At 74.9% G+C, this 25,798-nt stretch carries 31 protein-coding genes; 12 read left to right on the forward strand and 19 right to left on the reverse strand.

The genetic code is table 11. The features are described 5' to 3' along the window. Positions 1–138: 138 nt before the first annotated feature. The 6 genes from QSK03_RS10080 to QSK03_RS10105 all read right to left on the reverse strand — a co-directional run bounded on the left by QSK03_RS10080 (position 139) and on the right by QSK03_RS10105 (position 4,237). Positions 139–822, reverse strand: coding sequence for a hypothetical protein (locus QSK03_RS10080; protein ID WP_285651140.1), 684 nt, complete (start codon positions 820–822; stop codon positions 139–141). Between the two features lie 125 nt (positions 823–947). Beyond that, a complete protein-coding gene (locus tag QSK03_RS10085; protein ID WP_285651141.1) occupies positions 948–2,012 on the reverse strand; it encodes an EcsC family protein in 1,065 nt (354 codons plus the stop codon). Positions 2,013–2,047: 35 nt separating this feature from the next. After that, positions 2,048–2,632 carry a nucleoside/nucleotide kinase family protein gene (locus QSK03_RS10090; RefSeq protein WP_285651142.1) on the reverse strand — a complete coding sequence of 195 codons (585 nt, stop codon included), beginning with the start codon at positions 2,630–2,632 and terminating at the stop codon, positions 2,048–2,050. Between the two features lie 2 nt (positions 2,633–2,634). Further along, complete coding sequence (locus QSK03_RS10095) at positions 2,635–3,366, reverse strand: uracil-DNA glycosylase family protein (RefSeq protein WP_285651143.1); 732 nt, start codon at positions 3,364–3,366, stop codon at positions 2,635–2,637. After that, entirely contained in the window at positions 3,366–3,770 is a 405-nt protein-coding gene (locus tag QSK03_RS10100) for a nitroreductase family deazaflavin-dependent oxidoreductase (RefSeq protein WP_285651144.1), read from the reverse strand. The genes QSK03_RS10095 and QSK03_RS10100 overlap by 1 nt, the downstream gene beginning before the upstream one ends. Positions 3,771–3,802: 32 nt before the next feature. Further along, positions 3,803–4,237, reverse strand: coding sequence for a DUF3293 domain-containing protein (locus QSK03_RS10105; RefSeq protein WP_285651146.1), 435 nt, complete (start codon positions 4,235–4,237; stop codon positions 3,803–3,805). Between the two features lie 62 nt (positions 4,238–4,299). Between QSK03_RS10105 and QSK03_RS10110 the strand changes: the two genes are divergently transcribed. The 6 genes from QSK03_RS10110 to QSK03_RS10135 all read left to right on the forward strand — a co-directional run bounded on the left by QSK03_RS10110 (position 4,300) and on the right by QSK03_RS10135 (position 7,364). After that, a complete protein-coding gene (locus QSK03_RS10110; RefSeq protein WP_285651148.1) occupies positions 4,300–4,590 on the forward strand; it encodes a hypothetical protein in 291 nt (96 codons plus the stop codon). 6 nt (positions 4,591–4,596) lie between these two features. Further along, positions 4,597–4,908, forward strand: coding sequence for a putative T7SS-secreted protein (locus QSK03_RS10115; protein WP_285651150.1), 312 nt, complete (start codon positions 4,597–4,599; stop codon positions 4,906–4,908). Positions 4,909–5,049: 141 nt separating this feature from the next. Then, complete coding sequence (locus QSK03_RS10120) at positions 5,050–5,784, forward strand: hypothetical protein (RefSeq protein WP_285651152.1); 735 nt, start codon at positions 5,050–5,052, stop codon at positions 5,782–5,784. Continuing rightward, on the forward strand, positions 5,781–6,122 hold the full coding sequence (locus QSK03_RS10125; protein WP_285651154.1) for a hypothetical protein: 342 nt from the start codon (positions 5,781–5,783) through the stop codon (positions 6,120–6,122). Before QSK03_RS10120 ends, QSK03_RS10125 begins: the two co-directional genes overlap by 4 nt. 84 nt (positions 6,123–6,206) lie before the next feature. Next, a complete protein-coding gene (locus tag QSK03_RS10130) occupies positions 6,207–6,557 on the forward strand; it encodes a hypothetical protein (RefSeq protein WP_285651157.1) in 351 nt (116 codons plus the stop codon). A gap of 147 nt (positions 6,558–6,704) precedes the next feature. Then, a complete protein-coding gene (locus tag QSK03_RS10135) occupies positions 6,705–7,364 on the forward strand; it encodes a hypothetical protein (RefSeq protein WP_285651159.1) in 660 nt (219 codons plus the stop codon). 105 nt (positions 7,365–7,469) lie between these two features. Here the strand turns inward: QSK03_RS10135 and QSK03_RS10140 are convergent, their stop codons facing one another. From QSK03_RS10140 to QSK03_RS10170, 7 genes are all read right to left on the reverse strand, one after another. Further along, complete coding sequence (locus QSK03_RS10140; protein ID WP_285651161.1) at positions 7,470–9,227, reverse strand: RNA polymerase sigma factor; 1,758 nt, start codon at positions 9,225–9,227, stop codon at positions 7,470–7,472. Continuing rightward, positions 9,224–10,135 carry an ATP synthase subunit B family protein gene (locus tag QSK03_RS10145; protein WP_285651163.1) on the reverse strand — a complete coding sequence of 304 codons (912 nt, stop codon included), beginning with the start codon at positions 10,133–10,135 and terminating at the stop codon, positions 9,224–9,226. Before QSK03_RS10145 ends, QSK03_RS10140 begins: the two co-directional genes overlap by 4 nt. A gap of 149 nt (positions 10,136–10,284) precedes the next feature. Beyond that, positions 10,285–11,412: a M20/M25/M40 family metallo-hydrolase gene (locus QSK03_RS10150; RefSeq protein ID WP_285651165.1), complete on the reverse strand. Its 1,128-nt coding sequence runs from the start codon at positions 11,410–11,412 to the stop codon at positions 10,285–10,287. Positions 11,413–11,485: 73 nt separating this feature from the next. After that, the gene (locus tag QSK03_RS10155; RefSeq protein WP_285651167.1) at positions 11,486–12,547 is read right to left on the reverse strand and encodes a cobalamin-independent methionine synthase II family protein; all 1,062 of its coding nucleotides are present in this window, start codon (positions 12,545–12,547) and stop codon (positions 11,486–11,488) included. Continuing rightward, positions 12,540–13,571: a hypothetical protein gene (locus QSK03_RS10160; RefSeq protein WP_285651169.1), complete on the reverse strand. Its 1,032-nt coding sequence runs from the start codon at positions 13,569–13,571 to the stop codon at positions 12,540–12,542. Before QSK03_RS10160 ends, QSK03_RS10155 begins: the two co-directional genes overlap by 8 nt. Further along, positions 13,568–14,380 carry an inositol monophosphatase family protein gene (locus tag QSK03_RS10165; protein ID WP_285651171.1) on the reverse strand — a complete coding sequence of 271 codons (813 nt, stop codon included), beginning with the start codon at positions 14,378–14,380 and terminating at the stop codon, positions 13,568–13,570. The genes QSK03_RS10160 and QSK03_RS10165 overlap by 4 nt, the downstream gene beginning before the upstream one ends. After that, positions 14,377–16,131: a PEP-utilizing enzyme gene (locus tag QSK03_RS10170; protein ID WP_285651173.1), complete on the reverse strand. Its 1,755-nt coding sequence runs from the start codon at positions 16,129–16,131 to the stop codon at positions 14,377–14,379. Before QSK03_RS10170 ends, QSK03_RS10165 begins: the two co-directional genes overlap by 4 nt. Before the next feature lie 157 nt (positions 16,132–16,288). On the opposite strand from QSK03_RS10170, the gene QSK03_RS10175 reads away from it, so the two are divergent. From QSK03_RS10175 to QSK03_RS10185, 3 genes are all read left to right on the forward strand, one after another. After that, positions 16,289–17,251, forward strand: a complete 963-nt coding sequence (locus QSK03_RS10175) for an AraC family transcriptional regulator (RefSeq protein WP_285651175.1) — start codon at positions 16,289–16,291, stop codon at positions 17,249–17,251. Between the two features lie 69 nt (positions 17,252–17,320). After that, positions 17,321–17,929 carry a GNAT family N-acetyltransferase gene (locus QSK03_RS10180; protein WP_285651178.1) on the forward strand — a complete coding sequence of 203 codons (609 nt, stop codon included), beginning with the start codon at positions 17,321–17,323 and terminating at the stop codon, positions 17,927–17,929. Between the two features lie 19 nt (positions 17,930–17,948). Then, on the forward strand, positions 17,949–19,178 hold the full coding sequence (locus tag QSK03_RS10185) for a DUF998 domain-containing protein (protein WP_285651180.1): 1,230 nt from the start codon (positions 17,949–17,951) through the stop codon (positions 19,176–19,178). 9 nt (positions 19,179–19,187) lie between these two features. Here the strand turns inward: QSK03_RS10185 and QSK03_RS10190 are convergent, their stop codons facing one another. Both QSK03_RS10190 and QSK03_RS10195 read right to left on the reverse strand, forming a co-directional pair. Then, on the reverse strand, positions 19,188–19,526 hold the full coding sequence (locus tag QSK03_RS10190) for a DUF6247 family protein (RefSeq protein WP_285651183.1): 339 nt from the start codon (positions 19,524–19,526) through the stop codon (positions 19,188–19,190). Positions 19,527–19,623: 97 nt separating this feature from the next. Next, complete coding sequence (locus QSK03_RS10195; protein ID WP_285651185.1) at positions 19,624–20,448, reverse strand: mycofactocin-coupled SDR family oxidoreductase; 825 nt, start codon at positions 20,446–20,448, stop codon at positions 19,624–19,626. 126 nt (positions 20,449–20,574) lie between these two features. On the opposite strand from QSK03_RS10195, the gene QSK03_RS10200 reads away from it, so the two are divergent. Together QSK03_RS10200 and QSK03_RS10205 are read left to right on the forward strand one after the other, a co-directional pair. Continuing rightward, positions 20,575–22,845 (forward strand): M20/M25/M40 family metallo-hydrolase, encoded by a 2,271-nt coding sequence (locus QSK03_RS10200; RefSeq protein ID WP_285651188.1) that lies wholly within the window; start codon positions 20,575–20,577, stop codon positions 22,843–22,845. Positions 22,846–22,976: 131 nt separating this feature from the next. Continuing rightward, positions 22,977–23,480, forward strand: coding sequence for a hypothetical protein (locus tag QSK03_RS10205; protein ID WP_285651190.1), 504 nt, complete (start codon positions 22,977–22,979; stop codon positions 23,478–23,480). Between the two features lie 2 nt (positions 23,481–23,482). Here the strand turns inward: QSK03_RS10205 and QSK03_RS10210 are convergent, their stop codons facing one another. Genes QSK03_RS10210 through QSK03_RS10220 form a run of 3 tightly spaced genes read right to left on the reverse strand, consistent with a single transcriptional unit; the run spans position 23,483 to position 24,911 of the window. Next, positions 23,483–24,019, reverse strand: a complete 537-nt coding sequence (locus tag QSK03_RS10210; protein ID WP_285651192.1) for a nitroreductase family protein — start codon at positions 24,017–24,019, stop codon at positions 23,483–23,485. After that, positions 24,016–24,324 (reverse strand): DUF6092 family protein, encoded by a 309-nt coding sequence (locus tag QSK03_RS10215; protein ID WP_285651194.1) that lies wholly within the window; start codon positions 24,322–24,324, stop codon positions 24,016–24,018. The genes QSK03_RS10210 and QSK03_RS10215 overlap by 4 nt, the downstream gene beginning before the upstream one ends. Positions 24,325–24,335: 11 nt before the next feature. Continuing rightward, positions 24,336–24,911 carry a YdeI/OmpD-associated family protein gene (locus tag QSK03_RS10220; protein WP_285651195.1) on the reverse strand — a complete coding sequence of 192 codons (576 nt, stop codon included), beginning with the start codon at positions 24,909–24,911 and terminating at the stop codon, positions 24,336–24,338. Between the two features lie 59 nt (positions 24,912–24,970). Here QSK03_RS10220 and QSK03_RS10225 point away from each other — a divergent pair, with 59 nt between their 5' ends. After that, positions 24,971–25,174, forward strand: coding sequence for a hypothetical protein (locus tag QSK03_RS10225; protein ID WP_285651197.1), 204 nt, complete (start codon positions 24,971–24,973; stop codon positions 25,172–25,174). On the opposite strand, the gene QSK03_RS10230 is transcribed toward QSK03_RS10225, so the two are convergent. Next, the gene (locus QSK03_RS10230) at positions 25,171–25,791 is read right to left on the reverse strand and encodes a TMEM175 family protein (protein ID WP_285651200.1); all 621 of its coding nucleotides are present in this window, start codon (positions 25,789–25,791) and stop codon (positions 25,171–25,173) included. The two genes, QSK03_RS10225 and QSK03_RS10230, sit on opposite strands and share 4 nt — an antisense overlap. Between the last annotated feature and the right edge of the window lie 7 nt (positions 25,792–25,798).

The raw sequence follows: 25,798 nt of genomic DNA on the forward strand, positions 1-25,798 counted from the left end.
CGAGCGATGCGGCTTTCCTGGCGTGTGACGCCAGGATCGCCACATGCTCGCTCGCGCGACACGCCGAGGAGCTCGCCGACGCACGGGTGTGCAGCCTGGCATCCACGCAGACGTTCAACGCGAGGAAAGCCACCACGATCACGCGGCAGCGGGCTCCTGCTCCGGGTCCCGCTCGGCGAGGTACCGCGCGCGGTAGTGCCGGTCGGCGTCGCCGACGACGCGGTACAGCAGCCGCGCGCCGACCACCGCGCCCAGCGCGGCGTCGAGCACCGGACCGACCGCGGGCAGCAGGCGCATGAGCTCGCTCGGCCCCCGTGACACCGACAGGCGCACGACGACGAGCGCGGCCAGCCGGCGGCGGTCGTCGTCGACACCCGGCGCCGCGCCGAGGCTCGTCGCGACCACCGCGAGCACCACCGTGCGCTCCTCGTCCGACCGCGCCGCGAACCCGTACCGCGCGCCGACGTGGGACACCGCGCGCACGCACGTCGCCGTGGTCAGGACGCCGTCGAGACCGACCGCGCCGGCCAGGGCGACCGCCCCGGCGACCGGCGCCCACCGCGCGCCGACCACGCCGCTCACGAGCCCGCTCGCCCCGGCCTGCACCGCCCCGACGACGGCGTAGGCGCGGGCGAGCGCCGCCGTGTCGTGCACCGGCGCCGCGGACACCTCGGGAGCCGGCAGGCCCACGTGCCCCAGCCACTCGCCGAGCGCCCCCGTCGCCGCGGCGAGGTCCGCCGGCTGCGGCAGCGCCCGCACCCAGCCCCGCAGCGTTCCGAGGACGTCGACCCCCGACGGCGGGGTCCCGAGCAGCATGGTCATCGCTGCTGACGCTAGGTCGCCGTGTGGGTACGCAGCGGTCGGCGACCTGCCCGGCGGATGGCCGCGAGATGAACGGGATCTGGACGCTGCGCCGAGCGGGTGACCGGCGCGTCAGGCTCCGTGGATCAGGAGCCCGCGAAGATCTCGTCGCCCTCGTCGTCCATGTCGTCGCCGCCGTCGTCGGGCTCCCCGTCGACGTAGGGCCGGTAGGTCGCCGGGTCGAACGGGAGGTCGACGCCGAAGGGCAGCTCGTACTTGTCGTGCAGGAAGCGCTCGCCGTAGAGGTGCACGGCGGTGTCGACGACCTTCGCCAGCAGCCGCGCCGAGAGCACCGCACCCACGCCGATGCCGAGGACCGGCACGAGCTGGGCGGCCTCACGCTGACCGATCTGGCTCAGCAGGCGCCGGTGCACCGCCGAGCCGAGCCGCTTGATCTGCGCCTGCTGCTGCTTGCGCTTCTGGTTCTCCTGCGACTTGGCCGTGATGAGCTCGATGACCTCTTGGTAGGCCCCGGGCGTCTCGTCGTCGCCCGAGAGCCCGACGGCCAGCACGGCGAGGGCGATGAGCTGTTCGGAACGCTTCGTCACGTCGTAGCCGTGATAGGCCGCGACGTGCGCGACGGCGCGCGTGCAGGACGCGACGGTGAGCAGGGCGTCGCCGGTGAGCGTCACGACCGTGACCGCGATCCCCGGCAGGCTGCCGATCCCGGCGCCGCCGGTACCGCCCGCCACCGCCGTCACACCGGCGCCAGTGAGGAAGCCCGTGACGCCGCCCTGCACGCCGGCGAACACCGTGTAGCCGAGGTCAAGGCGCGGCATCGCGGCCTGCACGTCGGCGATGTCGAGCCCGCGGATGTCCTTGAAGTCGGTGACCTCGTGGCCCTGCGCACGGAAGTCGGCGAACACCGCGTCACGCCGCAGGGTCGCCGCCCCGGCCCCGGCACCCGCCGAGGCGAGCTGGTGGAGCGCGTTCTGGACCCCGTCGTCGACCTGCGACACCCCGGGGATCCGCCGCAGCAGGCCGGTGACCTCGGCGCGGACCCCCGCCACCCCGTCCCACAGCGGACTGAGCAGGCCCGACGAGCTGCTCAGCTCGCGGTCCTTCCACTGCACGACCTCGCGCCAGTGCTCGGCGTCGCCCGGCGACAGGTCCGGCGGGGGCGCGGGGATGTCGTCGGTCGTCGTGCTCACGCCGGGGACGGTACCCACACGGTGGACGTTCGACCTCATCGACGAGGTGACGTCCGCATGTCCAGCGACCCGTCGGGATGCCGCCGGACGATCACGTCGGCGGCGTCGGGCAGACCCTCGTGGGCGGCCAGCACCTGCTCGCGAGCCCGCCAGGTCGCCCGGTGCGGGGCGTAGAGCGGCCAGTCCTCGCGCGCCCGCAGCCGCCGTTCGCGCTCACCGGGCTCCGCGTCGACCCACACCGTCAGCGCCTCGTGCGACCGCAGCACCGACGCCCCGGCCCCGCAGCCCTCGAGGACGACGACGCGCGCGGCCAGCGGTCGGTCCCGCGGAGGGCCCTCCGCGTCGTGCTCCCAGTCCCACGCGCCCCAGCGCGGCGTGCAGCCCGCGCGGAGCGGCTCGACGAGCCCCGTGACGGCCCGTGCCGGGCCCTCCTCGAGGCCCGCCCAGCCGCGGTAGAACTCCTCGATCGAGACGACGGCGACGTCGTCCTGGTGCCCCAGGTCCTGCGCGAGCGCCGTCTTGCCCGCTCCGGAGAACCCGTCGACCCCGACGAGCACGGTGGCGCCGACCGACGGCGGCAGCGCCCGCAGGTGCTCGGCGAGGGCCGCCGGGTCCGTCACGGTCAGAACGGGCGGCGACGCCCGGCCGGCCCGCCGGCGGCCGGGCGCACCTTCTCGCCCCGCGCCCGCTGGCCGGCCAGGCGCATCGCCTCGACGATGAGGTCGCTGTTGCCGCGGCCGGTGGCGGCGTCGACGCGCGGGTAGACGAGTGGGCTCGGGTGCGGGGCGAGGGCGACCGTCGCGTCCCGCAGCCCGCCCGGCAGGCCCCGGCGGGCGATCCGCGCCCAGGCCCGCGCCGCCGGTCGGCCCAGGACCACGACCTCGGTCGGCGCGGGGTCGAGCAGCTCCAGCATCTGCTCGAGGTAGGGCAGCGCGCGCACCGACTCCTTCTCCAAGGTGCGCACCGGCTTGGCCGGGTTCGCGACCCACCACGGCACGACGTTCCAGTGCAGGCTGATGTCGTAGCCGAGCTTGGCGCGGTCGCTGGCGACGTAGGTGTTGTTCGCGGTCGGGTCGTTGTTGTGCCTGCTGACGAACCCCGACCCCTCCTCCGCCTCGCCCGACGGGTCCTGAAGCAGCACGAGGACGCGCGCCCCCTGTCCCGCGCTCGCCGGGTCGAAGTACGGCAGGTTCTCGTAGGTGGTGTCCCGGACGTGGTCCACCCAGCGGTTCAGCACCCCGACCGCGCCGTCGTAGCGCTGCGCCCAGCGCTGCGCGTGCACGTCCGGGGCGAGGTCACGACTGAGCAGCTCGCCCCGCTTGTGGGCGAGCGTGTTCCACACCGGGCGGGGCATCAGCGCCGTTCGAGCAGCACGACCGGGATCGTCCGGTCGGTCTTGTCCTCGTAGCCCTGGAAGCCCGGGTAGTCGGCCTTCTGCTTCTCCCAGATGGGCGCGCGCTCGTCGGCGGGCAGGTCGCGGGCCCGCAGCGACTCCGTGCCGGTGCCGATCTCCGCGGTCACGTCCGGGTGGGCCAGCAGGTTGCGGTACCAGTCCGGATGCGTGTCCGCGCCGGCCTTCGACGCGAAGACCGCGTAGGCGTCGCCGACCGCCTGGTACATCATCGGCGTGACGCGCTCGGTCCCGGACGTGCGTCCCGTGTGGTGCAGCAGGAGCAGCGGCGCGCCCTCGAACGGGCCGCCGACCTTCCCGTCGTTGGCACGGAACTCGTCGATGATCTGCTGGTTCCAGTCGCTCACTCCCGCCATCCTGCCCCTGCGAGAGGCCATGGTCATGCGGAGAGCGCCCATCCGAGCTCCACCGAAGGACCCTCGTCGCACGCGAGCACCGTCCACGCGGTCGGGCTCCAGCGGAACACCGCGTCCTGCCCCCAGGCCGCGCCGAGCGCCCGTGCGTCGTCGTCGTCCAGCCCGACGACCAGCGCGCCCTCCTCCGCGTGGCTCCCGTCCCCGGCGCCGGCGATCGTGCGCCGGTGCCGCAGGCCCCGCTCGTCGAGCGCGGCCTCGAGACGTGCCTGCCGGACGGCGTTCTCCCTCGCCCCGGGCCGCTCGGCCCCCGGATTGTGGGCGGTGACGACGTGGACCGGCGCGGTGAACGGGAAGGTGCCGACGACCTCGCCCGCCGGCCGGGGCCGGAGGACGAGCCCGAGGTCCGGCACCCGCAGGACGGCCCGCGCGTAGGCGTCGGTGCGGTCGGCGCGGCTCATGACGGCGTCGAATTCTGCCGAACGGCACGTCTGCGCGCGCCGGCCTGCCTACCGTCTCGGCCGTGGCCGACGTGCGGGTGGTGCTGCAGGCGCTGCTCGACGCCGCGCACGGGGTGGACGCGGTGATGGACGAGCTGGCTGCGCACGACGTCGCCGACCTCGTGACGACGCCCGCACCGTTCGGTCACGACGTCCTCGGGGCCGTCGTCGTCGACTTCGGCGATCGGTGGTCCCACGGCCTGGCCAACCTCACCGACGACGGCAACGCCCTCGCCCGCGGGCTCCACGACGCCGCCGGCGCGTACGCCGAGGCCGAGGGCCTGGCCGTCGACCAGTTCCGCTGGGGTCGGTGACCCCGCGTGCCGCCGCTCGGGTCGCGCGCGGACCCCGCGGCCCTCGTGCCCGGCGACCCGGACGCGGTGCGGGCCATCGCGTCGGTGATGTCCCGCCTCGGCGGCGCCCTCGTCGGCGCCGGGGATGGGTTGAGTCGTATCGACACCGGCGACTGGCAGGGCGATGCGGCCGATTCCTTCCGCCGCGCGTTCGACCCCGTGCCGCCGCAATGGACCGGGACGGGCGAGGCGTTCCTCGCCGCCGCCGACGCCGTCAACGACTGCGCGGAGGTCCTGGCGTGGGCGCGTTCCGAAGCCGTCGCCGCCGTGCAGACCTAGGAGGAAGCCGAGGCGCTCAGCGCGCAGCCCCGGGGCCCGGAGCAGGTCGACCCAGGTGAGGCCGGCCGGGTCGCGGCGACGGAACGTCTGCGGGCGGCCCGCGCCGCCGTCGCCGAGGCCGGGGATCGCGCGGCGCCGCTCGTGGCGCGGGCCCGTGACCTCGCCCCGGCGATGCCCTCGATCGCCCAACAGATCGGCGGGTTCCTCGGCGATCTCGGTGGCGGCGCGTGGTCGGAGCTCGCGACCACGGGCCAGCTGCTCTGGCAGGTCAACCCGACGCGCTTCCTCGTCGAGCCGGCCGAGGCGGTCGGCGGGTGGGGCGACCTCGCCACCGGTGTCGCCCACGCGGTCACGCACCCCGCGGAGACCATCGAGCAGGCGGTCAACCCGCGCGAGGTGGCCACGAACCCGACGCGCTGGGCGGGCGGCGTGCTCACCGGCCTCGGGCTCTCCGCCCTCGGCGGTGCGGGCGCGGCGGGGCGGGCGTCGCGCGCGGTCCGCGCGGCCGGGATGGAGGCGGCGGACCCGGCAGACTCCTCCGGTGCGCCCCTGGGTCGGTACCGCGGTCTCACGGCGGCCGAGCACGCGGCGAACGAGGGTGTGCTGATCGGGCGGCGGGGGAGTGCGCGGAGCCCGAAGTTCCCGGTGCGCGAGGTCGATACGGTCGCCGAGATCGACGGGATCTTCCGGGTGTTGTCCGACGGCGGCCAGGTGGTCCACACCTCGGAGGGGAGGACCGTGGTCCTGCTCGCGGACGGCACCTACATGACCTACCGCGCGACGTCGTCGACTCCACCGCACGATCCCGCGGTCGACATCAACGCCGGACGCGCTCACCAGGTTCGCGTCCACACACCGAGGAGGGAGGACGGATGAGCGACGCTGACCTCGCGATGATGGACGACATCGTCGGCGAGGCCCGAGTCGACTGGATCGACATGGGCCACGCGATCGGCATCGTCTCCCTGGCCGAAGGTGGGGACGACGATCTCGCTCTCCTCCGCCGCGCCGGCGGTCTCGTCGCGCGGTTGGTCCGCGAGGGACGCCTGGTGCCTGGCGACGTCGGGACCGGGCGCGGGGCGTTTGTCCCCTGGCCTTCGGCCCCTGAGGCGTCGGCGAGGTTCCTCGAGGAGTACGTCGCCCAGGTTGTCGCCGGCACCACGCCGTTCGAGCCGTGGCAACCCTGCCTGTTCGCGCCGGGGGAGGGCGGATAGGCCGGCGAGGATGCTTCGGTTTCCGAAGCATCGCGACCTCCCGTCCACGATGGTGAAGGTCCACACCCCGAAGGCGGGCGGGAGATGACGACGGGCGACGAGCTCAAGGCCGATCTGCTGCACGAGGCCGAGGACGATTGGCTCGACATCTTCCAGGCGATCGCGCTGGTCAAGGTCGTCGAGGGCGGCGAGGGACGGCTGCCGTTGCTGCGTCGCGCCGGACCCCTGCTGGTCGATCTGGTGCGCGACGGCTCCCTGGTCTGCGGCGAGCCCGTTGCCGACCCGCCGGGTGCTTTCGACGCCTGGGCACTCGAGCCGTCCGCCGCGGCCGAGGCACTCCGGCGCTACATCGACCGGGCCCTCGCCGGCGAGGTCGCGCTCGTGCCGTGGGAGCCCTGCAGCTTCGCCCTGCCGGCGCAGGTCCGGTCGGGCTGAGGCGCCCGACGTTGCTGCGGATGCTTCGGAAACCGAAGCATCTCCGCCACCCCTCGACCCTCCCCGCGCGGTTGTCCACAGGCGCCATGTCCGCGGAACCGATGGAGCCCCGCGGCACTCCAACCAGAGGAGAGCCGAGGAGGCGACATGGTGAAACCCGCGCGATCGCGGCGGAGCAAGGAGCGCACGGTGGCCGGCCGCCACCACGAGGACGTGGACGCCGTCGTGCGCCGCACGCTGGGTCGGCGGGCGCTGCGCGAGGAGCATCCTGACGGCGAGCTGACCGTCCAGCTCCTGCCGCACCACCTCGCCGCCGGGGCGCTGACGCTGGCAGTGGGCGACGAGACCGAGGTCGCGCCCGCGATCTACGCCGGCGGCCACCTGCCGGCGCTGTCGGACCGCCAGGCCTGGACGGTCGACGAGTTCGGCTGCTTCGACGGGCGGGGTGAGGTCATCACGGCGCCCGTGTCGGCGCAGGAGTGCTCCTGCCACGTGGACGTGTTCGACGTGGCGGGCCGCCTGTTCCCACTGAACTGGGCGGCCTCCGAGCCCGTCGACGGCCGACTGTGGATCGAGGGCGCGCTCTACCTCGAGCCGGAGCTCGCCGTAGGCACCGAGCACGGCGAGGCCGTGGCGCTGTGCCGCCGGAGGTACCGGGTGCGCGAGATGCGGCGGTACCGGCGGACGACGTACCGCCCGGTGGACCCCGTGCGTCTCGAGACCGTCCCGGCGCCCGACCGGGTCACCGACGAGGCGATCTACGTCGCCGACCTCCGGCTCCTCGACGCGACGGTCCCGGAAGCATGATCTCTCCCGGATCAAGCCACGGCAGCCCCAGGACGGGCGGCGGGGGTGCGCAACAGTTTTGAGGAAGGCTTCGGAATTCGAAGCATCGCGGGGTGTACTCGGCGGTCAGCGCCCGCCGCGACCGCTTTGACCGCCGCCGTTGCCGCCGCCTTGGCCACCAGCAGCACCGCCCTGGCCACCACGGTCGCCGCCGCCTTGGCCGCCGCGGTCACCACCGCCCTGACCGCCCCGGTCGCCGCCGCCACCAGAACCGGCGTCGCCCCGATCGCCGCCGCGGCCACCGGCCGATGCGCCGGCGCGCGGGGGAGGCCCGTCGTCGCCCCGGCCCCCGCCGGCGTTGCCGCCGCCGTTGCCACCGCCACCGCCACCGCTGTTGCCGCCACCGGCGTTCCCGCCGCCGTGACCACCGTCGCCGGCCTGGCCGCCGCCACCACCGCCACCGGTGTTCCCGCCACCGCCGCCGGCGTTGCCACCGCCGCTGTTGCCGCTGCTGCCGCCGTTCCCGCCAGCACCGCCGCCGTTCCCGCCGCCTCCACCGCCGTTGCCACCGGAGGGCTGCGACGGCTGGGTGGGCTGGGTGCTCGGGCCGGGGTTCGCGGTGGACGGCTGGGGCGAGCCCGCCGAGGACGCCGGCGGCCCGTCGGCGCGCGGTACCGCGGGCACGGCGCGCGGCGTCCCGCCGGGCACGCCGGCCGGGGCGAGGCTGACGCCCGCGGCCAGGGACGGCGCGACGGGACCGCTGGGTCCCGCCGGCGCCGGACCGGCGGACGTCGCGTCGCCCAGGCCGAGGTCGAGGGCGGCGTCGCCGGCCGGGGCGGCGGGCGTGGCGCCCGCTCCCACGGGCGGCAGGGCGGCGCCGAGTCTGGGCGCGGCACCGGGTCCAGAGGGCAGCGGAGCCGAGCTCCCGCCCGTCGTCTCCGGAGCCGCGGTGTGGTGCGCGGCCGTGGCGACGGCGGCGCCGAGAGCGGCCACGGACGCGGCCGTCAAGGTGGCCGCGACGAGGGGGAGACGGTTGCGGCGCTCGGCCGGCGGCGTCTCGGCCGGCAGCGCGGCACCGGCGGCGAGCCCCGCCGCCGCACCGGACGACGCGACCCCGCCGCAGCCCCGGGCCGGGGAGGTGGGGCCGCGCCTCGCACTCGCCTGAGTCGGAGCATCCGGCGCCCACGGAGCGCCCGGGCGCGCGTCAGCGGGAGAACGACCGGCGAACGCGCCCGCCGCGGCTCCCGCGAGGCCGACCGTCGCCGCCGTCGCGGCGCCCGTCGACGCTCCACCGGCAGGTGCCCCTCCCGGAAGGGACACTCCCGACGGGACTGCAGTCGCCGTCACGCCACCGTCTCCGCCGGCCGCGTGACCAGCGACTCCGGCCGTGGCGACATCGCGCCCACCCCGCCCCCACCCGCGGCTCAGGCGCGAGCGCGCCGACGTCGCGTGCATCGGGGCGAACGTGGGTCCCGCGATCGAGGCGTCGGGGAGGTCGGCGAGCGGGGCGAGCTCGCGCTCGGCCACGGCGCCCGGCGTCTCCGGCCCGACCGCGAGGCCGAGGTGGTGGGCGAAGGCGAGCTCGCCGTGGGTCAGGCGGCGGTCGACGACGTCGACGGCCACGCGGTCGGCGGCGGCGATGTCCTCGGCGTCCATGCCGCGGATGTGGCGCATCACCAGCGCGCGGCGCTGGACGGCCGGGAGGGCGTCGAGCGCGGTGAGCGCCGGCGGGGCGATCGGGGTCGCGCGGGTCTCGTCGGCCACGACCGGGGAGATCACGGCGGTGTCCTCGGCGGAGCGTGCCGCGCGGCGGTGGCCGTCGTCCTGCGAGTCGCCGTAGGTCCACGTCAGACCACGGCCGACCGCCATCCCCCCGGAGGTCATGCGGAGCCGGCCTCACCGGACTGCGCGCCGTCCTCGTCGCCGGTCTCCTGCGGCCCGAAGTGCAGGTTCGATCGCGGCTCCTCGATCGTCTCGCCGGCCGGAGCAGACGAAGGCGCGGACGACGGCGCGGCCGACGACACCATGGGCGCCTGCGCCGCCGCGGCCGCCTGGGCGACCGAGAGGTGACGCCCGCCGTCGCGCGCGGGCAGCTGCCCGGACAGCGACTCGAGCAGCCTGCCCAGGTCGGTGCGGACGCCGTCGTGCAGGCCCTTGAGGCGCTCGAGCTCGTTCTCGGCGTCGGTGTGGCGGCGGCGGATGAGCGCCTCGGTGTCCTCGCGGCGACGCTGGGCCTCGGCCTCGGCGTCGCGGGTGATCTGCTCGGCGCCCGTGCGGGCCTCGGCGAGCGTCTGCTCGGCCTCCTCCCGCGTGGTGGCGGCCTGCTCGTCGAGCTCGCGCTCCCGCTCGTCGAGCTCCGAGCGGCGGCGCGAGGCCTCCTCGTCGAGCGAGGCGCGACGGGCCGAGAGGTTCTGCTCCACCTCGCGGCGGTGCGACTCGGCCTCCTTGCGCGTGCGCTCCATCAGCGCCGAGGCCTCCCGCGCCGCGGCGGCCCGGGCGTTCGACGCCTCCTGCTCGGCCACGCGGAGCACCCGCTCGACGCGGTGGCCGAAGCCCTGCTGGACGGTGGAGTCGCCGGGGTCCGCGTCCGCCGGACGGTCGGCGCGCGATCGCGCCCGGGTCAGCTCGGCCTCGGCCTCCTCGGCGCGCTGCTGCTCCTGGTGGTGCGCGTGTTCGAGCATCTCCACGCGGGCCAGGAGGGCCTGGACGTGCCCGTCGACCTGGTTCGGGTTGTATCCCCGCTTCGTCAGGTCGAACACGTTGGTCTGAGAAGCATCGCCCGTCTGGCTCACAAACGCGGACCTTAACTCACCCGTTCGCGCGTTATCACCCCCACTCCGCAATGTGTTCGTGACCCATCTGTGACGCACTCTGAACGACATGGGTGTCGTTCATCGCCGGTTCGGATGACGGCCATCCGGACGCCGACGGCGGCAGGCGCTCAGCGTGCCGGGGGAGATCCCGCGACGAGGCCCGCGAGCAGCGCGATCCGTACCGGCAGGTCATCGAGCACGACGTACTCGTGCTCGGCATGCGCGCCCCCGCCGCTCGCCCCGAGACCGTCGAGCACCGGCAGCCCCGCGGCCGCGAGGATGTTGCCGTCGCTGCCGCCGCCGACCTCGCGGGCATCGAACGGGACGCCCAGCGAGGCCGTCACCGCCCGCGCCCGGTCGACGAGCCACGTCGCCGACGCCTGCCACGGCGGCCGGTTCCAGCCGCCGGTCACGTGGAGACGCACGCGCGGATCGGGCGGTGCCCACGCCGCCAGCGCCGACCCCACCCGCTCCGCCTCCGACGCCGTCCGCGCCCGCACGTCGATCTCCAGGCGTGCGTGCTCGGCGACGACGTTGGCTCGCGTCCCGCCCGCGAGCACCCCGACGTTGACGGTCGTCCCGGCGGCCGGGTCGGCGAGACCCACGAGGTGGCAGGTCAGCGCCGCGAGGGCGTGGACCGCCGAGGAGCCCGCCTCCGGGTCGAGGCCGGCGTGGGCCGCGACCCCGGTGGCCGCCACCTGCCAGAGCCCGACGCCTTTGCGCGCGGTCTTCACCGTGCCCGCCTCGGCGCCCGGTTCGAGCACGAGCACGGCCGTGCAGCCCGTCGCCGCGGCCACCATGGCGTCCCGCGAGGCGACGGTCCCGACCTCCTCGTCCTCGTTGACGATCAGGCGCACCGTCGGGCGCGGGATCCCGAGCGCGTCGAGCGCGGCCACCGCGGACACGCCCTGGACCAGGCCCGCCTTCATGTCGAACACCCCGGGCCCGCGAGCGATCCCGTCGGTCACCGAGAACGGCCGGCGCGCGACCGTGCCGGCGTCGAACACGGTGTCGATGTGGCCCAGCAGCACCACCGTGCCCGGCAGCGATCCCGGCGTGTCGACCTGGAGCACCGGGCCCGGCAGCGTCGAGGCCGCCGCGTCCGTCCAGGACTCGAGCACCCATCCGGTGAGCACCGCGCGCCCGTCGGCGAGCAGGACCGAGTCGGTGCTCGGCGTCTCGGTGTCGACGAGCACGGCGAGGTCGTCGACGATCTCGTCGAGCCGCTCGGCCGCCCAGTCGCGGACCTCCTCCATCGCGCCCCCCGGCGGTCACGGTCTCCGTCAGACCGACGACCTTCCCGCGACCGCCCGCGAGGATCAAGAACGGCTACGACCAGACCAGCTCCGCGGTGCGCACGACCGTCTCGAGCTTGCGACGCTGGTCGTCGACGCCGAGCTCGTTGCCCTCCCACGTGCTGGCGAACCCGCACTGCGGGCTGAGCGCGAGCCGGTCCAGCGGCACGTGCCGTGACGCCTCGTCGATCCGGCGCCGCAGGTCGTCGACCGATTCGGGCTCCGGGTGCTTGGTGGTGACGAGTCCGAGCACGACGGTGCTCTCGGGGCGGACGTGGCGCAGGGCGTCGAAGCCGCCGGCGCGCGCGTCGTCGTACTCGAGCAGCAGCCGGTCGTAGCGCGCCTCGGCGAACAGGACCTCGCCCATCTCGTCGTAGGGCACGGTGCTCTCGTACATGCTGCGGTAGTTGCCGCGGCAGACGTGGATGCCGGTGACGACGTCGTCCGGGAGGCCGTCGAACACCCGCCGGTCGGTGCGCACCAGCTCCGCGAGCCGCCCGGCCCACCGGTCCGGGTCGGGGAACAGCCGCCGGTTGTCCAGGAACGTGTACTTCGGCGCGTCGAGCTGCAGGTACCGCACGCCCGCGTCCGCCAGGGCCCGCGCCTGGCGCTGCAGGATCGTCACGAGGTCGTCGAGGAACTCCTGCGGGTCGGGGTAGGCGCGGTCGGAGACGCCGGCGGTCCAGTAGCTCAGGAAGTTCGTCGGCACCGGCAGGGTCACCTTCACCGGGCGGTCGGCGTGCGCCAGGACGAAGCCCGCCTCGACGTCGACGAGGCTGCCGCGCTCGGTCAGGCGGGACTCGACGACGGGCGAGGTGTGCGACGCGGTGCGCCCGTCCTCGCTGGTCCACGTGCGCGTGAAGCCCTCGGGGTCGAAGCCGTCGGTGACGTCGAGGACCGGCCCGTGCCAGATGCGCCGGCGCATCTCCCCGTCGCCGACGACGGGCAGCCCGACGGATCGCTGCAGCTCGAGGACCTCCAGCACGGCCCGGTCCTGGATCTCGCGCGAGACCGTGCCGGCCGCCATCGCGTCGCGGAGGTACGCGGGCCGCAGCAGCGAGCCGACCGTCTCGGCCCGGATGTCGAGGTCACCCATCCCGACGCACCCGTTCCGCGGCCCGGGCGGCGGCGGTCATCTTCGCCATCGCGAGGTTGCGCGGCACGCGCCGCAGCCCGCAGTCGGTGGAGATCTCCAGCGCCGCCGGGTCCCGGTACTTCAGGCACGTGTGCAGGCGCTCGACGAGGTCGTCGGTGGTCTCGGCGTAGTGCGTCTTGATGTCGACGAGGCCCGCGGACAGCAACCTCCCCGGATCCCACTGCCCGACCAGGTCGATCTCGGCCATCTCCCGCCCGCCGAACTCCAGGCTGAACCCGTGGACGTGCGCGTCGAGCAGGGTCGGGAAGAGCCAGCGGTAGGTCCGCTTGGCGTAGGGCAGGCGGCGGAACGAGCCGAAGCAGATGTGCACGGTGAAGGTGCAGCCGTCGAACCCGTCGACGACCTTGTTGATGATCTCGACCATCGACGCGGGGCTGCGGTCGTCGTCCGCGACGGCCGGGGTGATCGGCTCCTCGAGCTGGATGTAGTCGCAGCCCGCGTCGATCAGCTCGCGGATGTGCCCACGCAACGCCGGCACGAGGGCCTCCGCGCACGCCTTGCGGGACGGGTAGACGTCGCGGAAATCCAGCTCGGTGGTCATCCCGTACGGGCCCGGCATGCCGACGCGGGGACGGCGGTCGGTCGCGGCGCGCAGGAAGCGGTACTCGCCGACGAAGTCCCACATCCACGCGAGCTCGTCGAGGGGCCGGGTGACCTTCCAGACGTCGAGCATGTCGTAGCCCAGGGCCCCGAGACGGCGCGGTGCGGGCTGGAGCTCGAGGCCGGGCAGGGCGGCGGTGATGTTCTCGATCCACCCGCGCCGGCGGTGCTCGCCGTCGGTGACGATGTCGAGCCCGCAGCGCTCCTGGTCGTCGATCGCGAGGCGGCAGTAGTCGTCGTAGAGCTCGCGCTCGTCGTCGGGGCCGAAGCGCCCCGCGGCCTCGGCGGGCTCGACGACGTCCCACCACCCCGGACGCGCCCAGCCGCCGGTCGTCGTCACGGCGATCTCGGTGTGGGCGGTCATCGGCCCTCCTCGAAGCGCAGGCCGGTGGCCGCGACCAGCTCGTCGTGCACGGCCCCGCCGCTGCTGGCGACGACGTCGTAGCGGGTGGAGGCGTCGCGGACCCGGCCGGCGAAGTCGGTGACGCGCCCGCCGGCCTCCTCGACCAGCAGCCGCCCGCCGGCGACGTCCCACGGCGGCATGTCGCGCTCGACGTAGCCGCCGAGGTGCCCGGCCGCGAGGTGGGCCATGACGAGCGCCGGGGCGCCGGGGAAGCGCACGCCGCCGGAGACCGTGAGCATCGCCCGCATCAGCCGCGCGAACTCCGCGATCACCGCCGGGTCCGACGACTGCGCCTGCACGACCACGACGACCTCGGCGGCCTTCTCGGCGCCCGACACCCGCAACGACGTCCCGTTGCACGTCGCCCCGCCGCCGCGCACGGCCCGGAACAGCTCGTCGCGCAGCGGGTCGTAGACCGCGGCGACCACCGGCTCGCCACCGAGCGTCACCGACACCGCCGTCGCGAACCACGGGAAGCCGTCGATGAACGAGCGGGTGCCGTCGAGCGGGTCGACCCACCACTGCAGGCCCTCGCCGGGACGGCTGACGTCCGGCGCGTCCTCCTCGCCGAGCACGACGTCGTCCGGGCGCTCGGCGCGGATCGCGGCGATCGTCGCCTCCTGGGCGGCGAGGTCGGCCGACGAGCTGACGTCGACGCGTGCGTCCTTGAGGGTGACCTCGAGGACCTTGTCGCGGTACTCGAGCAGCACGGCGCCGCCGGCGCGGGCGGCCCGTTCGGCCGTGCCCGCCAGCGCCTCCAGATCCGTCACAGCACCTCCACCACGCCGCGGTCGCCGTCGATGCGCACCCGGTCGCCGGTCGAGATCGTCGAGGTGGCGACGCCGGTGCCGACGACGCACGGGATGCCGTACTCGCGAGCGATGATCGCCGTGTGGCAGAGCGTCCCGCCGGTGTCGGTGACGCACCCGGTGACCAGGCCGAACACCGGCGTCCACTCGGTGGTGGTGCCGCCGCAGACGAGGATGTCGCCGTCGCGGACCTGGTCGATGTCCTGCGCCGCGCGCACCACCCGCGCGGTGCCGACGACCGTGCCGCGCGACGCGGCGAACCCCGACAGCGTCGCCGCCGCCTGCTGCGCCTTGATCGTCGCGAAGTAGTCGGGGGTCAGCCCGAAGAGCTCGGTCATGATCGGGTCGTGGATGACGTCGGGGACGTCGCCCATCACTGGCGGGAGCTCGCCGCCGCGCGCCGACCAATGGTCGTAGTAGTCGCGACGGGCCGCGATGAGCTCGCCCCAGCTCGGCGGCCCGGACCCCGCGAGCTCGTCGAGCAGCTCGTGGCGGAACAGGAAGAAGACGTCCTCGCGGGCGCCGAGACGGCCGTCGGCGACGAGCCGGTCGGCGGCCGCGAGCGTGAGCCGGCGCAGGGGCAGGTGGATGCGGCGGTCGATGAGGAAGTTGTGCTCCTCGTTCCACCACACGAAGTTCGCCGCGCGGTTCGAGGCCAGCACCTCGTCGAAGCGGGCGCGGTCGCCCTCGTCCGCGATCGCGGCGCGCGCCGCGGCGACGAGGCGGTCCCGTTCGGCGAGCACCTCGCGCCGGGCGGCGGCGAAGTCGTGGCCCTCGGGGCGGGTGAGGAACTCGCGGATCGTGCCCAGCGGCGTCGCCGGGTGCTCGGCCCAGGACGGGCGGTCCAGGGTGGCGGTCTCGTCGGTGCGCTGCCCCCAGACCGCGAGGAACTCCTCGAGCTCGGCCCACCACGCCGGCCCGTTCGGCTGCGTGGCCAGCGCCGCGCGGACGCCCTCGACGGTCGGCTCGGTGAGCGCCTCGGCGACGCCGAGCTCCCGGGCGCGGCCGGCGAGGCGCCAGAGCTCCTCGTCGGTGCGCAGGTAGGAGGTCTCCTCGCCGGCGAGCCACTGCGCGATCTGCCCGGTCTCGAGGCCCAGATCGGTCGCGAGACCGAAGAGGGCGAGGTAGTTGGCGGCGAGCAGGTACATGACCTCGAAGTGCACCCCCCACGCCCGGCGGTGGAAGGCGATCGCGTCGACCAGCGCGGCGTGCAGCTCGGTGCGATCCATCGCGTCGACGTCGAGGGCGTCGAAGTGGGCGTAGGCCGACTCGAGCTCGGCGCGGTAGCCCGCCCAGTAGGTGTCGAAGTCGGCGAGCCGGGGCGCGGCGAAGGCGCCGAACCGGTCGGCGCGCGTGCCCATCTGCCACGCCGACGTGATCGGGCACTGCCCGAGGTAGACGTGCACGCCGGCGATCCGGTTGACCATCCCCGCGGTCGGCGGGATGCCGACGATCTCGGCGCCGTACTGCGTGCCCCAGGTCTGGGCGTCCTCGAGCAGGGCCATGCTCGCCGGGGTGATGCCCTCGGCGAAGTGCTGGGAGTCCCGCATCCAGAACCGGCCCTCGTCGGCGCGCGTGAACGGCGCGAGGGGCTCGGCGAGGAACGGCCGGGACTCCAGCCGGGGCTCGTAGCCGGGGTAGAAGTCGGCGTCGGCGTACTCGCCGAGCGGGATGACCGTCCCCGCCTGCTCTGACTCGTCGGTCGTCGTCACCGGCGTCACGTCCTCGGGTGTGCGGTGGGTCACTCGACGCTAGGAGGCGTCGCGGTGTCCCGGTAGCCACTTCCGGCGGCGCCGTCCGCTTCCGGCACGTCTTGACACCTCGCGGGCCTGCGGCCAGCGTCGAGGCGCGGTACGAGGAGGTGCGGGGATGGCGGCAGCCGGGGTCGTGCGCGGCGGCTTCCGCACCGCCGACTCCGAGGACGCGCACGAGCGCACCGAGCGCCTCATGACCGGGCACCGGATGGCGGTCGGCCGCGAAGGCGCGTTCCGGGCCGACGTCCGATGGGTCGCGGGTGACGGGCTCGGCCTGCTGCGGTTCTCCTACGGCGCCGGCGTGGAGATCCGGTCGCACCCCCTCGACGACTTCGCGACGGTGCACCTGCCGTCGCGCGGCGGGTTCCGCGCCGAGCACCGGGGCATGCGGGTGCGCGCGTCGACCGCCTGCGGGGCCGTGTTCTCGTCGTCGGGGCCGCTGACGATGCAGTGGGACCCGGGTCTCGACCTGCTCGTCCTCAAGATCGACCGGGTCGACCTCGAGCGGGAGCTCGCGTCCCTGCTCGGGCGCACCCCGGACCGCCCGCTGAGCTTCGACCTCGAGGCGCCGCGCGGCGGCGGCACGCTGAACGGCGCCGCGGAGCTGGTGCGCAGCACGTGCGTCGCGGCCGGGCCGGAGGGGCCGCCGGAGCGGGTGTGGTCGGCGCTCAAACACGTCGTCGGCACCGCGCTGCTGCTCGGTCACCCGCACTCGTACCGCGACGCGCTGCGCGAGCCGGCCCCGCCCGCGTCGTCGACGGTCGTGCGCCGGGTGCTCGACCGCGCCGCCGCCGACCCCGCCCGCCCACCCACGGCGCCGGAGCTCGCGCGCCTGACCGGCGTCAGCGAGCGCACCCTGCGGACGATCTTCCACGCCGAGTTCGGCGTCGGGCCGGTGACCTACCTGCGCCGCCGGCGCCTCGACGCGGTCCACCGGGACCTGAGCTCCGGCGAGGACGCGTCCGTCGCCGACGTGGCCCTGCGGCACGGCTTCGCCCACGCGGGCCGCTTCGCCGCCGAGTACCGGGCGCGCTTCGGCGAGGCGCCGAGCACGACGAGGTGCGCTCCGCGCAGGTGAGCAGTTGGCCTTGCGATCGCCGTCCGAACTGCTCACCTGCGCGCAGCGCACCTGGAAGGATCCAAGGCCATGGGGGACGCCGCCGTGGACGTGACGCCGGACGACGTCGACGAGGTCGCCGCGGCGATGGCGCGCGCGTTCGCCGACGACGGGATGTTCACGTTCGTCTTCCCGGACCCCGCGCGCCGCCCCGCGAGGCTCGACCGCTTCTTCCGCGGGGCCGTCCGCTACGGACACCTGTGCGGTCACGGCCTGACCACGCCCGACCGCGCGGGCGGAGCGATCTGGCTGCCGCCCGGGAGCACGTCGATGTCCGCGCTCGGCATGTTGCGCTCGGGGATGCTCGCCTTCCCGGCGACGCTCGGCCCGGGTGCGTTCCGGCGCTTCGTCGCCTACACGTCGTGGCTCGACGGCCAGCGCGCGGCGCTCGTCCCCGACCCGCACTGGTTCCTGCTCGCGCTCGGCGTCGACCCGTCCCGGCAGCGGAGCGGGATCGGGACGTCGCTCCTGGCGCCGATGCTCGACGACGCCGACCGCCGCGGCCTGCCCACCTACCTGGAGACGACCAGCGAGGCGAACGTCGCCTACTACGCGCGGGCGGGCTTCGAGGTCGTCCGCGACGCCGTTCCCGACACGGGGCCACGGACGTGGCTGATGATGCGGGCGCCGACGCCCTGATCGCGGGATGATCGGGGGCATGGGGGGAACGATCACTCGGAGGGCCGCGGAGACGCGGCGGCCGCCCCGGACCGGTCTCGCGGCGCCGGCCGTGGTGGCGCTCGCCCTGGCCGCGCCGGTCGTGCTCGTCCTCGGCGGGATCGGCGCCCAGCTGGCCCAGCCGCCGGGGACCTACGACGCGGTCGGTCAGACGGTCAGCACGCTCGCGGGCCGGGGCGCGGTCGACCGCTGGATCATGGCGACGACGCTCGCCGTGGTCGGCGGCATCTTCGTGCTCGTCGCGGCGGGTCTGCGACGGGTACCGCGGGCGTCGCGCCTGATCCTCGGCGCCGGCGGCGTCGCGGTCGTCGTCGCCGCCCTGGCCGCCCAGCCCGCCCACGGCAGCTCCGTGCTGCACATGACCGCCACCGCGACCGCGTGCGGGCTCTTCGTCCTCTGGCCGGTGCCGCTGGCGCTCGACCGGACCCTGGCCGCACGGCTGCGCCGCGACTCGCTCGTCGCGGCCGCGGTGATGACCCTCGCGCTCGCGTGGCTCTGCGCGCAGGCGTGGACCGACGGGACGTGGCTCGGGGTCGCCGAGCGCGTGCTGATCCTCAGCCAGACGGTGTGGCCGGCGCGGGTGGCCGTCGCCGCGTGGCGCGGTCCGACCCGCGAGCGCCCGGGCACCGGGTCCGGGGCGGCGACGCTCGGCCTGGCCGTCGCGGCGCCGGTCGTGCTCGTCGCCGGGCTGCTCGCGGCCCAGGCCGCCTGGCCCGGGCCGGACGCGTGGGACCAGTCGCTGAGCACGCTCGCCGGTCTCGGGGCGACCAACCGCTGGATCATGTCGAGCGCCCTCGGCCTCGTCGGCGTGCTGCTCGTGCTCGTCGCCGCCGGGCTGCGGGGCCGGGTGCCGACCCCGTCGTGGGTCGTCCTCGCCGCGGGTGGGGCGCTGCTCGTGCTCGCCGGCCTCGAGCCGCAGCCCGTCGGCGGCTACAACATGGTGCACATGGCCACGGCCGGCCTGGCCTGGGCGGCGTTCACGCTGTGGCCGCTCGGGCTCGCGTTCTCCCGGACGGTGGACCTGCGGCTGCGGTGGGCCTCGACGATGACCGTGGTCGTGCTGGTGGTGCTCGTGGGCTGGTTCGGGATTCAGCTCGTCACCGGCGGCACCTGGTACGGGGCGTCGCAGCGGATCGTCGTCCTCGCCCAGGCCGTGTGGCCGATCGTCGTGGCCGCGATGGTGATCGACCACCGGGGCACCGCGGCCTGAGGACGTCGCTCAGATGCCGGCGTCCCCGCGCGCCTCGGCGAGCGGCTCGTCCTCCGGGCCGGGCCGCCCGATGTTGACCTCGGCCGCACGGCGCGCCACCCGGCGGAAGCGTTCCGGGTCGCTCTGCAGGACGGCGATGCGTCGCCACTGGTCGAGCATCCGGAACAGCTCGGTGAGGTCCAGGCTCGCCTTGACCTCGTCGAGCGCGGCGGCCAGCGCGGCGTCGAACTCGGCCCGATCGTCCGGCCCGGCCAGGGACGCGCGGATCGCGTCGGGCGACGCCCCCTTGCTCAGGGGGTGGGCGGCCGGGTCCGCGGGCTCGTCGTCGACGGAGTAGGTCGTCGTCATCTCGAGACGGTAACGCAGACGCCCGACACGACGGCCGCGCTCGCTGTCGGGGTGCGTTGCCGGTCGAGATGCTTCGATTTCCGCAGCGTTGCGCCCCCTACTTCACGCAGAACCCCGCGTCGACGGGCAGCGTCACGCCGCTGACGTAGCGCCCCGCGTCGCTGACGAGGTAGAGGATCGCGTTGGAGATGTCGACGGGCTCCACCATCTCGACGGGCATGAGGTTGGTCAGCGCGTCGCCCTTCTCCGGGTTCGCCGCCATCCATGCCTCGAGCTGCGGGTTCACGACCATCGGCGTGTTCACGCCGGTCGGGTGGACGGTGTTGACGCGGATGCTGTGGGGCGCGAGCCAGTGCGCGAACGTCCGCATGAGCCCGACGACGCCGTGCTTGGCCGCGGCGTAGCCGCTCATCGCCCCGCCGCCGTCGCCGCCCCGGCCGGACAGGCCCTGGGTGGAGCTGGTCAGCACGATCGCGCCGCCGTCGCCCTGCTCGATCATCCGCGGCGCCGCGATCTTCACGGTGTTGTAGACGCCGGTCAGGTTGATGTCGATGACGGTCTGCCAGCCGAGGAACTCGTCCTCGGGCTCGCCGCCGACCTGGTTCGCGATGCCGGCGTTGGCCAGGATGATGTCGACCCGGCCGAGCTCGGCGATCCCGGCCTCGAAGGCGTCGCTCAGGGCGCGGTGGTCGCGCACGTCGGCCTGTCGGGTGACGATCCGGCGGTCGAGGTCCTCGACGCGCTTCGCGGTCTCGGCGAGGTCCTCCGGCGTCGCCCCCGCGTACTGCACGGTGTCGACCTGCTCGCAGAGGTCCACGCCGATGATGTCGGCGCCCTCCTGCGCCAGCCGCAGCGCGTGGCTGCGCCCCTGACCGCGCGCCGCGCCGGTGATGAAGGCGACCTTCCCGTCGAGCTGTCCCATGGCTCTCCGCTCCCTCGATCGACATCCTCGTCGTCTCCACCGTGACCGACACCACGTCGATCTCGGAAGGGCCGGACGGCCGATCTTGTGGTTCGCCGGTGGCGCGCGGTTCGCGGGTGCGGGACGGTGCTCGCCGTGATCGGGCGCCTGCTCGCGGTGGTCCTCCTCGCGGTGATCGGCGTCGTCGCCGTGGTCGCCGAACGCCCGCCCGACCCGGTCCCCGCGTCCGCCTCGCCCGCCGACTTCAGCGCCGAACGGGCCACGGCGGCCGTCGACGCCCTCGCGCGCGTGCCCCGCCCCATCGGCAGCCCGGCCTCCGACGCCGCCCGCGACGCGCTGGTGGGGCGGCTGCAGGCCGAGGGCCTCGCCACGCGGGTCGAGACGTCGGCGTCGCTGTACTCCGAGGAGGGGCAGACCGGCGCCGGCCGGGTCGAGAACGTCGTCGCCACCCTGCCCGGCAGCGCCCCGACCGGGTCGGTGGTGCTGATGGCGCACTACGACTCGGTGACGGCCGGGCCGGGTGCGGCCGACGACATGTCGGGCGTCGCGACGATCCTCGAGACGGTCCGGGCGCTGCGCGCGGGTCCGGCGCCGCGGAACGACGTCACGGTCGTGCTCACCGACGGCGAGGAGGCGGGCCTCTACGGGGCGCGTGCGTGGGTCCGGGACTCAATGCCCAAGAACCGGCCCACCGTCGTCCTCAACTGGGAGGCCCGCGGCGTCTCGGGGCCGTCGCTGCTGTTCCAGACCTCGCCGGGCAACGCCGGCCTCGTCGACGCCTGGTCGAGCTCGGTGCCGTATCCCCGCGGCGACTCGTCGCAGGTCGAGATCTACCGCTTCCTCCCCAACGACACCGACCTCACGCCCGTCCTCGACGCGGGCCGGCCGGGGATGAACGCGGCGTTCATCGAGGGCGCGCACCAGTACCACACGCCGGGCGACATCCCGCTGAACCTCAGCCGCTCGTCGGTGCAGAACCACGGCGGCAACGCGCTGGCCCTGACCCGCGCGCTCGGCGACCGGGACCTGGCGCCGCTCGACCCCGCCGCGTCACGCCAGCCCGCGACGGGCGACCGGACCTACTTCACGGTGGTCGGCCGCCTCGTCACCTACGACACCTCCTGGGCCTGGCCGATCGCCGGTCTGGCGCTGGTCCTCGTGATCGTGCTGACGGTGGTCGGGCGCCGGCGCTTCTCGGTCGGGGGCGTGCTCGGGGGCGCGGTCGTCTACGTCGTGGGCCTCGCGGCCGCGCTCGCGGCCGGCATCGGGTTCTGGCAGGCGCTCGTGTGGCTGCGGCCGTCGTACGCCGACACCGGCCCGTTCCTCGGGCAACCGCTGCTCTACGAGATCGCCGCGGGTGTCCTCGCCTTCGCGGTGACGACGCTGGTCGTGAGCCTGCTGCGGCGCCGGCCCGGCGGTGCTGCGCTGTGCACCGGCGCCCTGCTGGTGCTGGCGCTGCTGTCGGTCGGGCTCGCCGTCGTCGCGCCCGGGTCGGTGTTCCTGCTCGCGTGGCCGGTGATCGGGCTCGCGCTCGGGATGATCCTGGTGCTGGTCTCGGGCGAGCGGCTCTGGCTCGCGACCCCGCTGCTCGTGCTCGGGGCGGCACCCGCGGTGGCGCTGCTGATCCCGTTCGCGGTGTCGTCCTTCGGCGTCGCCGGGGTGTCCGACGGGCTGGCGGTCGCGGTGTTCACGCTGGTCGGCATCCCGATCGGCGCGGCGCTGTCCGCGCTCCCGCGGCCAGGAGCGGTCCGTGGCTACGCGCTGCCGATCCTCGCGATCGTGTGGGTGCTGATCCTCGGCGGTGGCGGGCTGCTGTACGACCGCACCGACGACGGCAACCCCCAGGGCAGCGCGCTCGCCCTCGTCGTCGACGCCGACCGCGGCGGCGCCGGGCAGTGGGTCACCACCGACCAGGCGCCCGCCGACTGGACCCGCGGCTACGCGGGCGGAGCGCCGGCGCCGGACGTGCTCTGGCCCGGCGACGACGCCGTCGGCAGCGGACCCGGACCGGTGGTGCCGGTGCCGGGACCGACCGCGACGGTCGTCGGACGGACCCCCGAGGGCGTGCGGCTCCAGGTGACCTCGCCCCGCGGCGCGCCGACGGTCTTCCTGCGCAGCGACCTGCCCGTCGCCGGCGGCACCGTGACGTTCCCCGGCGCGCCGCCGCTCGCACTCCCGCCGTCGCCGGGGCCGCTGAATCTGCGGCTCGACGCGGTGCCGCCCGAGGGCGTGACCGTCGACCTCGTCGCCACCGGGCCGGTGCAGCTCCGCGTCGACGACCAGACCCTCGGGCTCGCCGGCGTCCCCGGCTTCGCCCCGCGGCCGCCGGACCTGCGCCAGGCGCGCGGGAACGAGAGCGACGTCGTGGTCGTCTCGCGGCAGGTGGCGGTGCCCTGAAACTCGATGGAGCCGATCGGGCCCCGGCGTCGTCCAACTCCTCGAGGAGAGGAGTCGAGATGGCGACGACGAGAACGAGGACGAAGCGAACCCGACGCCGGTCGGGGAACGGGGCCCGGACCGTCGAGCGGGTGCGGGCGGACCTGCCGGGTGACGTGCTCGAGGCGTACGCCGGCGTCCGCGCGGGAGCGGTGGTCGAGCCGAGCTTCGTGCTCGATCCCTTCGCGATGCGGGAGGTCGGTGGCGGGGTCGACATGCTCCTCGCGCGGCCGAGCGGCCTCGACACCCGCGGCCGGCTCGAGCACCACCCCACCCCGGACCGCGACGCGATCGTCCCGGTCCTGCGGATCGGTGACCTCGCCGTCCTCCTGGCCGGCGCCGGCGGCCGTGTGGCAGGGGCGCGCCTCGAGGCGGAGGGGTTCCTGTACGCGAGCCACTTCCCCTGGGACGGCTATCACGGGGTGCGCGTGCCGGGGACCTCGCGACGGTGGCGGGTCGACCGGGTCCAGCGCCGGGACATTGTCGGTGCGGACACCGCGGAGCTGCGGGTCGTCCGCACGGTCCTGGACGACGTGCCGCCCGGGACCGAGGTCGACGATCGCGCCGTCGTCGAGCTCGTCCTGCGACGACCGTGAGGTCAGCCCTCGGCCGGCACCCACCGCGTCAGGTCGCGCCAGCTCAGCGCCCGTTTCGGCTGGATGGCGCCAGGCTGGACGGGCGCCGGGTGGCCGAGGCCGATGATCAGTTCGGCGGTCCAGGTCTCCGGCAGCGCCAGCACGACCCCGACGGCGGCCTTGCTGAACGAGCTCACCGGCCCGGCTCCCACACCGACCGCCTGCGCGGCGAGCAGGATCGTCGCGGTCGCGGTGCCGACGTCGATCCACGGTCCCTTGTTCTCGGGCGGGAAGCCGTACGCCTCGACCAGCCCGTGGTCGATGCAGATCGCGATCGCCGCGGTCGGCTTCGCGATCATGCCGGGCGAGACCATGCGCAGCACCCGCAGCGTGCCCGGGTCGGTCGTCGCGACGAACCGCTGGAGGTGCCGGTTGCCCGCGGTCGGGGCCCAGCGCGCGGCGTCGAGGATGGTCTCGACCTGCTCGCGCGCCACCGGCTCGTCGCTCATCGCGCGCGTGACCCGCCGGCGGCGGATGGCGGCGAGGACGGGGTCGGTCATGGCGCGTACTTCTCGCGCAGGTGAGCGGCGACGGAGCGGCACACGCCGTCGAGCTGCTCGACGTACGCGCTGCGGTCGTCGCGGGGGACGGCGAGCAGCGGCATGTCCTTCAGGGGGCCGTTCAATGCCTCCGCCGTGGCCTCGGTGGCGCGGGGACCCATCGCCTCGGCCAGCCGGTGGGCGGCGGTCAGCAGGCGCATCGGGCCGTACTCGGCGGCCTCGTCGACCTGGGTGCGGGCCGACGTGACCAGGTACGCAAGCAGTTCGAGCGCGTCGTCCTCGTCGAGGACCCAGGGTGCGGCCACGGGCTCATCCTTCACGTCGTCGGGTACGCGACCGTGCCGGTCGCGGCGCATGCGGCGATCTTCTCGATGCGCGCGGCGCGCGTCGTCGCCTTCTTCGCCTCGACCAGCCAGACGAGCATCGCCCGGCGCTTCGAGCGGCTGAACGCGTCCCAGTGCTCGCGGGAGCCCGGGTGGGCGGCGAAGGCCTCGGCGAGGTCGGGCGGGACGACGAGGTCCTCGACGTCGTCGAGCATCGTCCAGGAGCCGTCGGCCTTGGCGGCGTCGATGAGCGCTCTCCCTGGCGGGGCCATGAGGCCGGCACCTTCGAGCCGTTCGATGCGCTGCTTGTTCGACCGGGCCCAGCCGCTGCCCCGCCGCCGCGGGCTGAACCACATCGCGGTGCGCTCGTCGTCGAGCGAGCGCGTGGTGCTGTCGATCCAGCCGAAGCACAGGGCCTGCTCGACGGACTCCTCGTAGCCGACGGTCGGGCGTCCCGTGCGGGGCTTCCAGGTGACGAGCCAGACGCCGCCGCCGCGGTCGTGGTGCTCGGCGAGCCAGGCGCGCCAGGCGTCGACGTCCTCGGGGTGCACCTGCTCGTCCGTCACCACGACCGACAGCATCACCGGCGGCCTCGGGTGGGGCCAGCCCCGCGCGTAGCGTGCGCGCCGTGGTGAACCCCGGTCCCGACCGCGCCGGCCGTCGCGGGCGTCTCGCCCTCAGCGCCGCCTTCACCGGGATCCTCGGGGGCGCGGGCGTGATGTACGGGATCGTGCAGTCGCAGACGGGGAGCACCGTCGTCGGCCTGATCCTGCTCGCGGCGACCCTGTACTGCCTCATCGTCCTGCGCCGTCTGATGCGGAACGACGTCTAGTCGGCGCGTCGGCGCCGGTCCTCGACCCTGTCCGCGAGCAGACCCAGCGGGATCGCCAGCGCCCAGCTGGCCCGGGCCCACTCGGGCGAGACGTAGGCGAGCGGCAGCGACGGCAGGAACCCGACGACCAGGGCCGCGGTCCCGAGGTACTTCGCGCGACCCCAGCGCCGGGCGCGCTCGCCGTCGAGCAGCCCCTGGCGTTCGGCGGTCCACCACAGCCCCAGCGAGCTCACCGACGTCGCCATGATCGCGAGGGCATAGACGATCGTGGCCGTCGTGCTGGTGCCGTCGCCGAGCAATGCGGTCGGGAACGGCAGCATGACCACGAAGAACAGGAACACCAGGTTGGCGATGAGCAACGGGCGGCTCACGGCTCGCATCGCCGCGAGGTCGTCGTGGTGCATCAGCCAGAAGCCGCCGATCACGGCAAAGCTCAGCAGGAGCGCGAGGAACTGGTGCCCGAGGGCCGACAGGTCCTCGAGCACGTGGCCGTCGCGGATCGGCGCGTCGGTCAGCGGCAGGATCAGCAGGGTGATCGCGATGGCGAAGACGCCGTCGCTGAACGCCGAGACGCGGTCGAGATTCGGCAGTGGCGGCCGGTCGTCCTCGTCCGCCACCGCCGCC

Origin of the sequence: Actinomycetospora sp. NBRC 106375 (assembly GCF_030269665.1) — a bacterium.
GTDB lineage: Bacteria > Actinomycetota > Actinomycetes > Mycobacteriales > Pseudonocardiaceae > Actinomycetospora.

Excerpts from the sequence above, each read along its gene's own strand:
- QSK03_RS10080 (WP_285651140.1), bottom strand. The coding sequence starts at position 822 with ATGACCATGCTGCTCGGGACCCCGCCGTCGGGGGTCGACGTCCTCGGA.
- QSK03_RS10095 (WP_285651143.1), bottom strand. The coding sequence starts at position 3,366 with ATGCCCCGCCCGGTGTGGAACACGCTCGCCCACAAGCGGGGCGAGCTG.
- QSK03_RS10105 (WP_285651146.1), bottom strand. The coding sequence starts at position 4,237 with ATGAGCCGCGCCGACCGCACCGACGCCTACGCGCGGGCCGTCCTGCGG.
- QSK03_RS10125 (WP_285651154.1), top strand. The coding sequence starts at position 5,781 with ATGAGCGACGCTGACCTCGCGATGATGGACGACATCGTCGGCGAGGCC.
- QSK03_RS10130 (WP_285651157.1), top strand. The coding sequence starts at position 6,207 with ATGACGACGGGCGACGAGCTCAAGGCCGATCTGCTGCACGAGGCCGAG.
- QSK03_RS10135 (WP_285651159.1), top strand. The coding sequence starts at position 6,705 with ATGGTGAAACCCGCGCGATCGCGGCGGAGCAAGGAGCGCACGGTGGCC.
- QSK03_RS10140 (WP_285651161.1), bottom strand. The coding sequence starts at position 9,227 with ATGACCTCCGGGGGGATGGCGGTCGGCCGTGGTCTGACGTGGACCTAC.
- QSK03_RS10150 (WP_285651165.1), bottom strand. The coding sequence starts at position 11,412 with ATGGAGGAGGTCCGCGACTGGGCGGCCGAGCGGCTCGACGAGATCGTC.
- QSK03_RS10155 (WP_285651167.1), bottom strand. The coding sequence starts at position 12,547 with ATGGGTGACCTCGACATCCGGGCCGAGACGGTCGGCTCGCTGCTGCGG.
- QSK03_RS10160 (WP_285651169.1), bottom strand. The coding sequence starts at position 13,571 with ATGACCGCCCACACCGAGATCGCCGTGACGACGACCGGCGGCTGGGCG.
- QSK03_RS10175 (WP_285651175.1), top strand. The coding sequence starts at position 16,289 with ATGGCGGCAGCCGGGGTCGTGCGCGGCGGCTTCCGCACCGCCGACTCC.
- QSK03_RS10180 (WP_285651178.1), top strand. The coding sequence starts at position 17,321 with ATGGGGGACGCCGCCGTGGACGTGACGCCGGACGACGTCGACGAGGTC.
- QSK03_RS10185 (WP_285651180.1), top strand. The coding sequence starts at position 17,949 with ATGGGGGGAACGATCACTCGGAGGGCCGCGGAGACGCGGCGGCCGCCC.
- QSK03_RS10190 (WP_285651183.1), bottom strand. The coding sequence starts at position 19,526 with ATGACGACGACCTACTCCGTCGACGACGAGCCCGCGGACCCGGCCGCC.
- QSK03_RS10195 (WP_285651185.1), bottom strand. The coding sequence starts at position 20,448 with ATGGGACAGCTCGACGGGAAGGTCGCCTTCATCACCGGCGCGGCGCGC.
- QSK03_RS10210 (WP_285651192.1), bottom strand. The coding sequence starts at position 24,019 with ATGACCGACCCCGTCCTCGCCGCCATCCGCCGCCGGCGGGTCACGCGC.